Annotated in this window: 14 protein-coding genes and 1 CRISPR repeat array (1 of these 15 cut by a window edge); of the genes, 12 read left to right on the top strand and 2 right to left on the bottom strand. The window is 36.3% G+C overall.

All coding sequences use genetic code 11. The features are described 5' to 3' along the window. Positions 1 to 44 precede the first annotated feature (44 nt). Together NST05_RS07695 and NST05_RS11100 are read right to left on the bottom strand one after the other, a co-directional pair. On the bottom strand, positions 45 to 242 hold the full coding sequence (locus NST05_RS07695) for a hypothetical protein (protein WP_024704041.1): 198 nt from the start codon (positions 240 to 242) through the stop codon (positions 45 to 47). A gap of 270 nt (positions 243 to 512) precedes the next feature. After that, positions 513 to 722 carry a hypothetical protein gene (locus tag NST05_RS11100; RefSeq protein ID WP_373368731.1) on the bottom strand — a complete coding sequence of 70 codons (210 nt, stop codon included), beginning with the start codon at positions 720 to 722 and terminating at the stop codon, positions 513 to 515. A gap of 215 nt (positions 723 to 937) precedes the next feature. Between NST05_RS11100 and NST05_RS07685 the strand changes: the two genes are divergently transcribed. The 12 genes from NST05_RS07685 (at position 938) to csn2-St (ending at position 10,347) form a co-directional block, all read left to right on the top strand. Next, complete coding sequence (locus NST05_RS07685) at positions 938 to 1,330, top strand: YbgA family protein (protein ID WP_024704042.1); 393 nt, start codon at positions 938 to 940, stop codon at positions 1,328 to 1,330. Beyond that, positions 1,327 to 1,689, top strand: coding sequence for a TIGR02328 family protein (locus tag NST05_RS07680; RefSeq protein WP_024704043.1), 363 nt, complete (start codon positions 1,327 to 1,329; stop codon positions 1,687 to 1,689). The genes NST05_RS07685 and NST05_RS07680 overlap by 4 nt, the downstream gene beginning before the upstream one ends. 141 nt (positions 1,690 to 1,830) lie before the next feature. After that, positions 1,831 to 2,079 carry a hypothetical protein gene (locus tag NST05_RS07675; protein ID WP_223899723.1) on the top strand — a complete coding sequence of 83 codons (249 nt, stop codon included), beginning with the start codon at positions 1,831 to 1,833 and terminating at the stop codon, positions 2,077 to 2,079. Between the two features lie 202 nt (positions 2,080 to 2,281). Further along, positions 2,282 to 2,446 carry a hypothetical protein gene (locus NST05_RS07670; RefSeq protein WP_223899722.1) on the top strand — a complete coding sequence of 55 codons (165 nt, stop codon included), beginning with the start codon at positions 2,282 to 2,284 and terminating at the stop codon, positions 2,444 to 2,446. Between the two features lie 104 nt (positions 2,447 to 2,550). Then, the gene (locus NST05_RS07665) at positions 2,551 to 2,772 is read left to right on the top strand and encodes a hypothetical protein (RefSeq protein WP_224107509.1); all 222 of its coding nucleotides are present in this window, start codon (positions 2,551 to 2,553) and stop codon (positions 2,770 to 2,772) included. 45 nt (positions 2,773 to 2,817) lie between these two features. Continuing rightward, positions 2,818 to 3,162 (top strand): CPBP family intramembrane glutamic endopeptidase, encoded by a 345-nt coding sequence (locus NST05_RS07660; protein ID WP_308443139.1) that lies wholly within the window; start codon positions 2,818 to 2,820, stop codon positions 3,160 to 3,162. Positions 3,163 to 3,343: 181 nt separating this feature from the next. Next, positions 3,344 to 3,556, top strand: coding sequence for a hypothetical protein (locus NST05_RS07655; RefSeq protein WP_223899721.1), 213 nt, complete (start codon positions 3,344 to 3,346; stop codon positions 3,554 to 3,556). Positions 3,557 to 3,651: 95 nt separating this feature from the next. Beyond that, positions 3,652 to 4,263 (top strand): hypothetical protein, encoded by a 612-nt coding sequence (locus tag NST05_RS07650; RefSeq protein WP_024704046.1) that lies wholly within the window; start codon positions 3,652 to 3,654, stop codon positions 4,261 to 4,263. Positions 4,264 to 4,518: 255 nt separating this feature from the next. After that, positions 4,519 to 7,884 carry a type II CRISPR RNA-guided endonuclease Cas9 gene (gene cas9, locus NST05_RS07645; protein ID WP_084828664.1) on the top strand — a complete coding sequence of 1,122 codons (3,366 nt, stop codon included), beginning with the start codon at positions 4,519 to 4,521 and terminating at the stop codon, positions 7,882 to 7,884. 177 nt (positions 7,885 to 8,061) lie between these two features. Beyond that, a complete protein-coding gene (gene cas1, locus NST05_RS07640; RefSeq protein ID WP_011227029.1) occupies positions 8,062 to 8,973 on the top strand; it encodes a type II CRISPR-associated endonuclease Cas1 in 912 nt (303 codons plus the stop codon). Between the two features lies 1 nt (position 8,974). After that, positions 8,975 to 9,298 carry a CRISPR-associated endonuclease Cas2 gene (gene cas2, locus NST05_RS07635; RefSeq protein WP_084828665.1) on the top strand — a complete coding sequence of 108 codons (324 nt, stop codon included), beginning with the start codon at positions 8,975 to 8,977 and terminating at the stop codon, positions 9,296 to 9,298. Then, complete coding sequence (gene csn2-St, locus NST05_RS07630; protein ID WP_340742972.1) at positions 9,295 to 10,347, top strand: CRISPR-associated protein Csn2-St; 1,053 nt, start codon at positions 9,295 to 9,297, stop codon at positions 10,345 to 10,347. Before cas2 ends, csn2-St begins: the two co-directional genes overlap by 4 nt. Positions 10,348 to 10,409: 62 nt before the next feature. Continuing rightward, positions 10,410 to 13,919: direct repeats of the CRISPR family, unit length 36 nt; unit sequence GTTTTTGTACTCTCAAGATTTAAGTAACTGTACAAC (it continues 286 nt past the right edge of the window).

Here is a 13,919-nt window from a genome sequence, read left to right as displayed (position 1 = left end):
TCAAAAGAGGTATAAGTCTACAAACTTATACCTCTTTCTTATCTTTACTTCTTATTTGATTTGGATAGGCTGATGACGACCATTGTCGCACACAGGAAAAATGAAGCTAATAAACCTTTGGTAGTGGTAGTCATAAAAGGTTTATCGAAGACATAGTAGTTATAGACAGAAAATCCCAAACCAATAAGAGTTACAATAATCGACATAACAAATAGCATCACCCATAATCTTCTTTGAGTCATCGTCAACCTCCTCTTTGTATCCGTTTTCATTCTACCTATAGTATAACATAAAAAACCTTAGCTAAATTCCATAGAGTGGTTTGGCTAAGGTTTTTCATCTTATTTCGTCAAGACAACCATATCATTTGGATTATGGTCACCATCTTCGATAGTCAACTGATTACCGTCGAGTTTATAGTATTTGGTGTCGTCACCCATTGTCAGACTTTGATTGTCAGAGTTAACAGTTACAGGCTTGCTTTCCTTCTCTCCATCTGCCTCATCCTCTTCTCAAGTTCCAGTATTTCCAGAGATGGTAAGAGTAATGCGATCATTTTCATCAGTTCCTTTATAGGTGCCGTCTAGTCCTTCAGTCTGTTTAGAGGCTTCAGAACTTTGTGAAGATAAAACCTTACTTGAACTTTGTTGGGTGCTAGCAGAGCTTTCAGGTGTTTGAGCTTTTTGGTTTGAGCAGGCTGCTAATAGACCAAGAACTGCCACAGAGGCAAGAGAAAGTGTGAGTTTTTTTGGACAATGTCATAGGCTCGTCTCCTTTCTTTGATGCCTTAAATATGGAAAACGCTTACATAGAGGGCAAGCGAAACCTCTTTTCTGAAAATATTTGAAGATTAATCGTCGGATTCTCAAAGGCATAATCTGTTATCTCTATTTAAACTATGCTATACTGATAAAAAAAGCAAGAAGGAATGTCCCTAATGACAACAACTAATCCACGTCACCAGTGCGAGCGACTTTGGGCAGCCAATAAGTACCTGGTACTCAGCCATTCAAACAAGATTTACTTAGAAATCCGTAACTATCTCAAGAATGATAAGGTTCGTTTGGATCAGGTTCAAGCCTACATTGATCAAGCCCTAGCCCTTCCTGAAAATCCTGGTCAGGTCGTCAATACCTTCCAACATATTTGGGGGTATTTTAAGAAAAAGGCGACTGCTAACGAGAAGGAAATGTTCATGGCCCAATTGGATAGCTATGCGACAGGCCAAATTCCTCAGACCCGTTTGGTGGAATCCGTCAAAGAGCTCCTCATCACGTATCCTAATCGCTATCTGGAGGAGTCAACCTTAATTAATGGGGGTTCAAAATGAGACTGTGGCATCAAGAGTTGATTGCAAAACTACCTCGTCAGCAATTATTAGGGCAGCACCGAGAATGTTGTGCCCTTCGTGGCAAGGGATGGCAACGAAAACATGCGACGGTTAACTATGTTTTTGATTATTCTCCATATCGCCTGTTTAAATACCATGAGCTTATTATGCAAGAAATGACGAAACGTGGCTATCGTGTTAGCCCTGAGTGGCTAGACAAGGAGTATCGAGGCAAGCAAATGCCAGCCTACGACAAGCTTGAAGTGGAGAAACTACCAGCCATTATTTATCCAGAGCATGATGCCACCTATTTACAGGAATGTCTGGACAATCTCAAGCAAAAAGGAATCATCATCTAAAGGAGGAAAACGATGAGTTTGTTTAAGTGGCTTGCACCTAAAAAGAAAGTAGCAGAAGGCTTTGTCATACGTATATCGACAGCGGATCAGGTAGACTAAGCGACGATTACAAACCCAAGTGACAGTGACATCTGGGATGCCTTGGTACAACTTCCAGTATCCTACGATAGTCTCTATCTCACTTATAGCGAAAAAGGGTCAACGAGTTTTATCTTTGTTGAATCCGAGGATGACAAGTATCGTTTGGAACACGACACACCTGAGCTAGGATTAGAATTGACAAATGTCGCACGTGTATCCCAACAAGTTGCCAGAGATATCCGTATTCGCTTTTCAAAAGAGCACTCAGTGATTTTGGACGATTATTGGAAACAAGAGAAAGTCAGGTAGTCCTATTGCCTACCTCACCCCAGAAACCAGACGTAAGAGACTAAAAGGCTTTTGCTTAATCATTGAAATCATTTGTCTGGTTCATTTTGCTATTATCATCCCTCGTGATAGGGTATTTACTCCTGAAAAATGGGCTCATACACCTGATTACATGCGCCATAAACTCATGTGGAGTTTTCATCGGCAGTATCAGCTTGAGGGCATGACGAGAGAAGAAGTAGAGAAACTCTTGGGCAAGGGCGATGACCTTCAAGGAAGTGTTGAGTACAAGCTGGCCGACGATTGGATTGGTGGCTGGCGTGTTTACCATATTGACTATAAGCAAGACCGGGTGATTCGTGCCAAAGAAACCTGGCAAGACTGGTGAAAATGAGCTTTTTCTTCCCCTAAAAAGTAGTATAATCAAGGTGTAAAGGTAATCGTTTTCAAAAGAACGAAGCTGTCTTTTGATTAGAAATGGAGGACAAACTCATGACCCTATTTATGTCTAAACTGATGAGCGGTATTATGGAACTGCTCATAGTCTCTGTCATTCCTTTTATCACTTGGTTAATTAGGAGCAGGAAAAAGGTCGGTTTCTTTGACTGGATTGGGTTGAAGAAAGTTGAGAGTCAGAAGAAGAGACAATTAGTACTGACCATTTTGGGTATTAGTCTACTTTTTCTTATTTTCTCGATTGTGGTCTTTAGTTAGTTCGCCTCTAGCAAAACGGCCACAGCAGATTTTTCTGGGAAGGGAATTGGAGCACTTCCTGCCATTCTAGCCTTCGCTATCTTAGGGACTGCCTTGCCAGAAGAAATCTTCTTTAGAGGTTTTCTTTTGAAAATGGTGCAGGGAAAACTGGGATTTCTAGGAGCCAATCTCGTTCAGTCTCTCTTATTTGGGCTCATCCATGCGCTTATGTTTATCCAACTAACTGGCTACCTTAGGGCTTTTGCCATCTTGGTCTTTATCAGTCTCATAGCTTACGTTTTGGGTGCTATCAATGAGAAGAAAGCAGATGGCTCCATTCTTCCAAGTGTCTTTATCCACGCCTTGGCCAATACGGTTGTAGGGTTGCTCTTTGCCTTCTCCCTCATTTAGATAAAATTATATAGAAGAAAGTTAACATGGATGAATTAAAAGAAATCAAACTTAAAAACTATCAGTATCTAAATAAGGTTGCTATCAAGGGGGAGACACTCTTCACGGGCTCCTCTCTCATGGAGATTTTTACCCAGCTAATCTTCATCTGCCTTGGCAGACCAAGGCCTCAATTCAGTGGATGAAACTGCGGACACCTGAAAATCTTGACCGTTGCAACCAGGCTCTTGAGGAAATCGCCAAAACCTATGGTTACCACTTCATTAATTGTAATGCTGAGCTGTTCGACGATATAAAAGAGCAGAAAGCAGAGCATAACTATGACGGCGTTCACCTATATGCCAATGCCTACTTAAAGGTCTATGAATCTCTTGAACCCTACCTATTGGATTAAAAAAATATGAGAGAATTTCCAGTTCTTACTCGCTTTTTTCCCTTGATTACAGTACAATAGACGTCAAAAGTGAAAAATTGAAATGAGGTATCCCTATGTGGAAATGGTTTAAGCGACTCCTTATCCTCGTCATTGTGCTCTTTTTGGCAGTGGTGGCTCTACTTATTCCGGACAATATCGATAGTCAAGACCAATTAAAAAATGTATCAACACAAACATCTCTTGTTGATTTAGCCCAGGCTGGTATCGGTGGGGCATCCCTCTCATCAGGTGGCCTTTCAACCGAGATTAATCTTGATAGTAATCAGTTTCGTCAAGTCCTAAAAGCAAGCATAGCTGAATCTAATGATGAGACCTTGCAAAACAGTACCGTAGAGTTGAATGATTCCTATCTAACAGCTAAGGTTCCCGTATCTCTTGGCCCTATCGAATCAACATTTAGCCTTGATTTTACGGTCAGCACTAACAAGGAAGTCATCCTACTAGATTTGGTAGGTGCCCACTTGGGTCGTCTTCCAGTTCCAAAATCACTGGTTCTGCCTTATCTCAAGAAGAGCATTGCCCAGTCTAGTAGTGGTGTTCGCATGGTTAACAACCAGATCCAGATCAAGCTTCCTGAAATAGGATACGAGATTGACCAAGCCACAGTTACCAACGGTAAGATGAAGGTGAAGCTTAATATTCCGATTTCCTTGCCAACAAGTTAGTAGTTTAAAATCATTTGTTCAAAAATAAAATCCAAAACCAAGTCTAAACTGACTTGGTTTTTTACATGAGCAAAGTCGTTAGAGGGAGGACTACTTATATTTTTTCTAGGTTTCGGAATGAAGTGAATAACGTTGTTTAGATAAAAATGATATTAAATTGATTTTTTAAAACATAGATTATAGCGTTTACAAAAAAGTTGCGAATTTTCAGATACTAGTTTATAATATTAGAAAAAAGCATAAGGGGATTATTAAATGAGTGACTTAGTTTTAGGACTTGATATCGGTATAGGTTCTGTTGGTGTAGGTATCCTTAACAAAGTGACAGGAGAAATTATCCATAAAAACTCACGCATCTTCCCAGCAGCTCAAGCGGAAAATAACCTAGTACGTAGAACGAATCGTCAAGGAAGACGCTTGACACGACGTAAAAAACATCGTAGAGTTCGTTTAAATCGTCTATTTGAGGAAAGTGGATTAATCACCGATTTTACGAAGATTTCAATTAATCTTAACCCATATCAATTACGAGTTAAGGGCTTGACCGATGAATTGTCTAATGAAGAACTGTTTATCGCTCTTAAAAATATGGTGAAACACCGTGGGATTAGTTACCTCGATGATGCTAGTGATGACGGAAATTCATCAATAGGAGACTATGCACAAATTGTTAAGGAAAATAGTAAACAATTAGAAACTAAGACACCGGGACAGATACAGTTGGAACGCTACCAAACATATGGTCAATTACGTGGTGATTTTACTGTTGAGAAAGATGGCAAAAAACATCGCTTGATTAATGTCTTTCCAACATCAGCTTATCGTTCAGAAGCCTTAAGGATACTGCAAACTCAACAAGAATTTAATCCACAGATTACAGATGAATTTGTTAATCGTTATCTCGAAATTTTAACTGGAAAACGGAAATATTATCATGGACCCGGAAATGAAAAGTCACGGACTGATTATGGTCGTTACAGAACGAATGGAGAAACTTTAGACAATATTTTTGGAATTCTAATTGGGAAATGTACATTTTATCCAGACGAGTTTAGAGCAGCAAAAGCTTCCTACACGGCTCAAGAATTCAATTTGCTAAATGATTTGAACAATCTAACAGTTCCTACTGAAACCAAAAAGTTGAGCAAAGAACAGAAGAATCAAATCATTAATTATGTCAAAAATGAAAAGGCAATGGGGCCAGCGAAACTTTTTAAATATATCGCTAAGTTACTTTCTTGTGATGTTGCAGATATCAAGGGATACCGTATCGACAAATCAGGTAAGGCTGAGATTCATACTTTCGAAGCCTATCGAAAAATGAAAACGCTTGAAACCTTAGATATTGAGCAAATGGATAGAGAAACGCTTGATAAATTAGCCTATGTCTTAACATTAAACACTGAGAGGGAAGGTATTCAAGAAGCCTTAGAACATGAATTTGCTGATGGTAGCTTTAGCCAGAAGCAAGTTGACGAATTGGTTCAATTCCGCAAAGCAAATAGTTCCATTTTTGGAAAAGGATGGCATAATTTTTCTGTCAAACTGATGATGGAGTTAATTCCAGAATTGTATGAGACGTCAGAAGAGCAAATGACTATCCTGACACGACTTGGAAAACAAAAAACGACTTCGTCTTCAAATAAAACAAAATATATAGATGAAAAACTATTAACTGAAGAAATCTATAATCCTGTTGTTGCTAAGTCTGTTCGCCAGGCTATAAAAATCGTAAATGCGGCGATTAAAGAATACGGAGACTTTGACAATATTGTCATCGAAATGGCTCGTGAAACAAATGAAGATGATGAAAAGAAAGCTATTCAAAAGATTCAAAAAGCCAACAAAGATGAAAAAGATGCAGCAATGCTTAAGGCTGCTAACCAATATAATGGAAAGGCTGAATTACCACATAGTGTTTTCCACGGTCATAAGCAATTAGCGACTAAAATCCGCCTTTGGCATCAGCAAGGAGAACGTTGCCTTTATACTGGTAAGACAATCTCAATCCATGATTTGATAAATAATTCTAATCAGTTTGAAGTAGATCATATTTTACCTCTTTCTATCACATTCGATGATAGCCTTGCAAATAAGGTTTTGGTTTATGCAACTGCTAACCAAGAAAAAGGACAACGAACACCTTATCAGGCTTTAGATAGTATGGATGATGCGTGGTCTTTCCGTGAATTAAAAGCTTTTGTACGTGAGTCAAAAACACTTTCGAACAAGAAAAAAGAATACCTCCTTACAGAAGAAGATATTTCAAAGTTTGATGTTCGAAAGAAATTTATTGAACGAAATCTTGTAGATACAAGATACGCTTCAAGAGTTGTCCTCAATGCCCTTCAAGAACACTTTAGAGCTCACAAGATTGATACAAAAGTTTCCGTGGTTCGTGGCCAATTTACATCTCAATTGAGACGCCATTGGGGAATTGAGAAGACTCGTGATACTTATCATCACCATGCTGTCGATGCATTGATTATTGCCGCCTCAAGTCAGTTGAATTTGTGGAAAAAACAAAAGAATACCCTTGTAAGTTATTCAGAAGACCAACTCCTTGATATTGAAACAGGTGAACTTATTAGTGATGATGAGTACAAGGAATTTGTGTTCAAAGCCCCTTATCAACATTTTGTTGATACATTGAAGAGTAAAGAATTTGAAGACAGTATCTTATTCTCTTATCAAGTGGATTCTAAGTTTAATCGTAAAATATCAGATGCCACTATTTATGCGACAAGACAGGCTAAAGTAGGAAAAGATAAGGCGGATGAAACTTATGTCTTAGGGAAAATCAAAGATATTTATACTCAGGATGGTTATGATGCCTTTATGAAGATTTATAAGAAGGATAAGTCAAAATTCCTCATGTATCGTCACGACCCACAAACCTTTGAGAAAGTTATCGAGCCAATTTTAGAGAACTATCCTAATAAGCAAATGAATGAAAAAGGGAAAGAGGTACCATGTAATCCTTTCCTAAAATATAAAGAAGAACATGGCTATATTCGTAAATATAGTAAAAAAGGCAATGGTCCTGAAATCAAGAGTCTTAAATACTATGATAGTAAGCTAGGCAATCATATTGATATTACTCCGAAGGATAGTAACAATAAAGTTGTCTTACAGTCAGTTTCTCCATGGAGAGCGGATGTCTATTTCAATAATACTACTGGAAAATACGAAATCCTCGGATTGAAATATGCTGATTTACAATTTGAAAAAGGGACAGGAACATATAAGATTTCCCAGGAAAAATACAATGACATTAAGAAAAAAGAGGGTGTGGATTCTGATTCAGAATTCAAGTTTACACTTTATAAAAATGATTTGTTACTCGTTAAAGAAACAGAAACAAAAGAACAACAGCTTTTCCGTTTTCTTTCTCGAACTATGCCTAAACAAAAGCATTATGTTGAATTAAAACCTTATGATAAACAGAAATTTGAAGGAGGTGAGGCGTTAATTAAAGTGTTGGGTAACGTTGCTAATGGTGGTCAATGCATAAAAGGGCTAGGAAAATCAAATATTTCTATTTATAAAGTAAGAACGGATGTTCTAGGAAATCAGCATATCATCAAAAATGAGGGTGATAAGCCTAAGCTAGATTTTTAATATTAATTGTTAAAAAAGTGTTGCAATTATAGTTATCATATACTATAATAATAGTGTAAGGGACGCCTTACACAGTTACTTAAATCTTGCAGAAGCTACAAAGATAAGGCTTCATGCCGAAATCAACACCCTGTCATTTTATGGCAGGGTGTTTTCGTTATTTAAAGAGGAGAAGAAATGACTTGGAGAGTTGTACATGTCAGTCAAAGCGAGAAGATGCGCTTAAAGCTTGATAACTTATTAGTGCAAAAGATGGGACAAGAGTTTACGGTGCCACTAAGTGATATTTCGATAATCGTTGCAGAAGGTGGGGATACAGTTGTTACCCTTCGTCTATTAAGTGCCTTAAGTAAATATAATATTGCTTTAGTTGTTTGCGATAACGAACATTTACCAACAGGAATTTATCACTCACAAAATGGGCACTTTAGAGCGTACAAGCGCTTGAAAGAACAGCTGGATTGGTCTCAGAAACAAAAGGACAAGGCATGGCAGATTGTAACTTATTATAAAATCAATAACCAAGAGGATGTTCTAGCCATGTTTGAAAAAAGTCTGGACAACATTAGATTACTTTCAGACTATAAAGAGCAGATAGAACCTGGTGATAGAACGAATAGAGAAGGACATGCTGCCAAGGTCTACTTTAATGAGCTCTTTGGTAAACAATTTGTCAGAGTAACTCAGCAAGAAGCTGATGTCATCAATGCTGGCTTAAACTATGGCTATGCTATCATGAGGGCTCAGATGGCTAGAATAGTGGCGGGTTATGGTTTAAATGGCCTATTAGGAATCTTCCATAAAAATGAATACAATCAGTTTAATTTGGTTGACGACTTGATGGAGCCATTTAGACAGATTGTAGATGTTTGGGTATATGATAATCTACGAGATCAGGAATTCCTTAAGTATGAGTATAGGTTGGGATTGACAGATTTACTCAATGCTAAAATCAAATATGGCAAAGAGACCTGTTCAGTGACAGTTGCTATGGACAAATATGTCAAAGGCTTTATCAAATATATTTCGGAAAAAGATAGCAGTAAATTCCACTGCCCAGTGGTATCAAGTTTAGAGTGGAGAAAATAAGATGAGGTATGAAGCGTTGAGATTATTATGTTTTTTTGATTTACCAATGGAATCCAAGGATGAAAAAAGAATTTATCGTAATTTTCATAAAGAATTAATTTCAAATGGGTTTGAAATGTTACAATTTTCGGTCTATTATCGCACTTGTCCTAATAGAAGCTTTGCAAATAAATTTTATAAAAAGCTAAAGACGAGCAATCTGCCTGCTGGAAATGTGAGACTTTTGGCGGTTACTGAAAAGCAATTTTCAGAGATGACATTAATTATAGGTGGCAAAACTAAGCAAGAGGAAATCGTCAGTGATAATAAGTTGGTGGTCATATGAAATTTTTTGTACGACATCCTTACAAAGAACGTATTGAATTGAATATCGGTGCAATCACACAAATTGTTGGTCAAAATAATGAACTCAAATATTATATTTGGCAGATTTTGAGCTGGTATTTTGGTGGAAAAAAATACTCAAGTGAGGACTTAAGTATTTTTGATTATGAGGAGCCTACCATACTTGATGAAGTTGGAGAAATAGTGAAACGAAATAGCTATCACTATATCGACATTTCAAGTTTTAAGGATTTACTGGAGCAGATGGAATACAAGAAAGGAACACTTGCCCACGCTTACCTTCGTAAAATTGTCAATCAAGTTGATATTGTAGGCCATTTGGAGAAAATTAATGAACATGTAGAGCTTATTGAAGAAGCTATGAATCGGCATATAAACTTAAACTGTGGACAGGTGGAATACCATTTGGAGAATCTCCCTCTAACACTAGACCAACTACTCACAAAAAATTTTAGCCCATTTTTTGCCATTGAGAACAAGAATCTATCTTTTGAATGGGTTTCAAATACTGATAAACTTTCTCTCTTTCTAGAAATGTTAGACGGTCTACTTTCACAAATAACAGAGAAGTATCTCATTGTGCTAAAAAATATTGATGGCTTTATCTCAGAAGAATCTTATACTATTTTTTATAGGCAAATCTGTCATCTGGTCAAGAAGTATCCATACCTAACCTTTATTTTGTTTCCTAGTGACCAAGGCTATTTAAAAATTGATGAAGAAAATAGTAGGTTCGTCAATATTTTATCTGACCAGGTGGAGCATTTGTATGATGTTGAGTTTATGTATGAAAGGGTAATGAAATATTATCCAAGTAATGATTTTCCGACGAGAGAAGGCTTTAGGATGTCTTTAGAAACTGTGACACCTTATTTATTGACAAAAATGCTGAGACAACCTAGTCTCTCACTTGTTGATTCAGTAATATTGAATATCCTAAATCAGTTGTTTCATTTTAGTTACCGTATAAGATATTCACAAACATCTGATGAAAAACTTTTACAGAAATTTTTAGAAAGTAAGGATTGACAAGAACAGTTATTGATTTTATAATCACTATGTGGGTATGAAAATCTCAAAAATCATTTGAGGTTTTTGTACTCTCAAGATTTAAGTAACTGTACAACTATTAAAAGAAATGGAAAAGAAGCACACTGGTTTTTGTACTCTCAAGATTTAAGTAACTGTACAACTTTATACAAAGAGTTATATATCTTTTTATGTTTTTGTACTCTCAAGATTTAAGTAACTGTACAACATTCTGCTGGTGCATTGGAAACATTGGTAGGTTTTTGTACTCTCAAGATTTAAGTAACTGTACAACAGACACCTTCGCCAAAAGCTTTGCCAATTTGTTTTTGTACTCTCAAGATTTAAGTAACTGTACAACCGCTTGTAAATTCGTCTTCTAATTTTCCTAGTTTTTGTACTCTCAAGATTTAAGTAACTGTACAACCATTAGTGACTTTTTTAGTCTCTACACCGTGTTTTTGTACTCTCAAGATTTAAGTAACTGTACAACAATACTCGAAGGAAGTAGTTCGTCCAGTGTGTTTTTGTACTCTCAAGATTTAAGTAACTGTACAACATCCCTTTCTTGCATATTCTTCTAACGCTAGTTTTTGTACTCTCAAGATTTAAGTAACTGTACAACTCTAATCTAAATAGTTTTCTTGCATTATTGGTTTTTGTACTCTCAAGATTTAAGTAACTGTACAACCCAAGGTCTCATCAGGTGACAACTCTTTCTGTTTTTGTACTCTCAAGATTTAAGTAACTGTACAACGTCGGTATTCGTAACACCACAATTACTTACGTTTTTGTACTCTCAAGATTTAAGTAACTGTACAACATATCGGTGGTGGAGCTTTTGAAACTGATAGTTTTTGTACTCTCAAGATTTAAGTAACTGTACAACCAGAATTGAGGCACAAACACAATGACAATGTTTTTGTACTCTCAAGATTTAAGTAACTGTACAACACCATCATTTGATGCTGCCATGTAGTTATGTTTTTGTACTCTCAAGATTTAAGTAACTGTACAACTGGGAACTGTTGTATAATGTTTATACTATTGTTTTTGTACTCTCAAGATTTAAGTAACTGTACAACTTTAGGTTTGTAGTGTCGATTAAAGAAGGGGTTTTTGTACTCTCAAGATTTAAGTAACTGTACAACTGCTTGTAAAGCTGTCTTCTAGTTTTCCTTGTTTTTGTACTCTCAAGATTTAAGTAACTGTACAACACTCCCATGTTGCCATCACTGTCATACTTGGTTTTTGTACTCTCAAGATTTAAGTAACTGTACAACTCCTCGTAGATCACACCACTTTCAAAACCGGTTTTTGTACTCTCAAGATTTAAGTAACTGTACAACACGCCCCTAGAGTGTATCAAGTATCGCTTGGGTTTTTGTACTCTCAAGATTTAAGTAACTGTACAACATATCGGTGGTGGTGCGTTTGAAACTGACAGTTTTTGTACTCTCAAGATTTAAGTAACTGTACAACAGAAGCTAGTAAATACTTTAAAACATATGCGTTTTTGTACTCTCAAGATTTAAGTAACTGTACAACGTGAAGCCTTGAATAGTACGATTAGTCAGCGTTTTTGTACTCTCAAGATTTAAGTAACTGTACAACATAGGTCGCTTGACTAAAGCGCCAGAACTTGTTTTTGTACTCTCAAGATTTAAGTAACTGTACAACAAGATGGAAGAAGGTTAGTTAAGTTATGAGGTTTTTGTACTCTCAAGATTTAAGTAACTGTACAACAGCCTAAACATTCAGCAAAACGCAGTAATAGTTTTTGTACTCTCAAGATTTAAGTAACTGTACAACTGAATTACACGAATTACTAGAAAGGCAGTTGTTTTTGTACTCTCAAGATTTAAGTAACTGTACAACTACGGCATGACCAGTACCTATCCTAAGATGGTTTTTGTACTCTCAAGATTTAAGTAACTGTACAACCTATCAATCGTCAATAACAACAACCTACTGGTTTTTGTACTCTCAAGATTTAAGTAACTGTACAACAAAAGAACAAGCACAAATGATTGCTGACTTGTTTTTGTACTCTCAAGATTTAAGTAACTGTACAACTTCTACTGTTAAACCAGTTTTGAAACAAGGGTTTTTGTACTCTCAAGATTTAAGTAACTGTACAACGTTTATAGTCGTCATTGTACCCATAACGCAGTTTTTGTACTCTCAAGATTTAAGTAACTGTACAACTTCAAACTTAGTTACGAGCTTGCTTAAATTGTTTTTGTACTCTCAAGATTTAAGTAACTGTACAACGGGATGATATGAAAGACAATGCTAAAGAAAGTTTTTGTACTCTCAAGATTTAAGTAACTGTACAACATTCATTAATATCTGCAAGGATTTCTTGTTGTTTTTGTACTCTCAAGATTTAAGTAACTGTACAACACATCTCATTTTCGGACGACCCATTTCTTTGTTTTTGTACTCTCAAGATTTAAGTAACTGTACAACTTGTTAATTCTGGCGTGACGATTGTATTGGGTTTTTGTACTCTCAAGATTTAAGTAACTGTACAACAAGTCGCTATTTTAAGTTCGAGAACGACTTGTTTTTGTACTCTCAAGATTTAAGTAACTGTACAACGCCAATCCTCTAACGCTTCATCAAGACCTGGTTTTTGTACTCTCAAGATTTAAGTAACTGTACAACCAAAGGTTACGTCGATAGTTCAACGTTTGAGTTTTTGTACTCTCAAGATTTAAGTAACTGTACAACAGCTCGTCTAGCACAGAAACAAGTTCAAGTGTTTTTGTACTCTCAAGATTTAAGTAACTGTACAACAGTAAGAAAGACAACGTTCTTATCGAGACAGTTTTTGTACTCTCAAGATTTAAGTAACTGTACAACAAATCAGAACTATTAAAATCCCAGAAATCAGTTTTTGTACTCTCAAGATTTAAGTAACTGTACAACTTTCCATTGTGGTCTTTACTCCTTTTTAAAGTTTTTGTACTCTCAAGATTTAAGTAACTGTACAACCGAAATGGATAGAAATGTTAAAAAGACAAAGTTTTTGTACTCTCAAGATTTAAGTAACTGTACAACCGTTTAGACGGATTAAATAAGTCTGATCAAGTTTTTGTACTCTCAAGATTTAAGTAACTGTACAACCCCGGGAAGTTTTGGGTGAAAAGATCACCAAGTTTTTGTACTCTCAAGATTTAAGTAACTGTACAACGGAAAGAGAGACATTTCTTTCAGTAAAATGGTTTTTGTACTCTCAAGATTTAAGTAACTGTACAACAATGACGGAACATATAACGGCTTAACTGTTGTTTTTGTACTCTCAAGATTTAAGTAACTGTACAACTAGCTGATGGAGGAGTAAGTGCTACTTATTGTTTTTGTACTCTCAAGATTTAAGTAACTGTACAACTGAATTTAACAACCTTGATTTTGATATCAAGTTTTTGTACTCTCAAGATTTAAGTAACTGTACAACTGGCTTTTATAGGTTTTCTGTCATCTACAGTTTTTGTACTCTCAAGATTTAAGTAACTGTACAACATGGTAGCTCCGCTCTTGGCTTGTGCTCCAGTTTTTGTACTCTC

This window comes from Streptococcus sp. FSL E2-3494, from assembly GCF_038007085.1.
Taxonomy (GTDB): Bacteria; Bacillota; Bacilli; order Lactobacillales; family Streptococcaceae; genus Streptococcus; species Streptococcus thermophilus.
The sequence above is the reverse complement of the archived record's forward strand: the minus strand, read 5'-3'. Positions and strand labels throughout refer to the sequence as shown.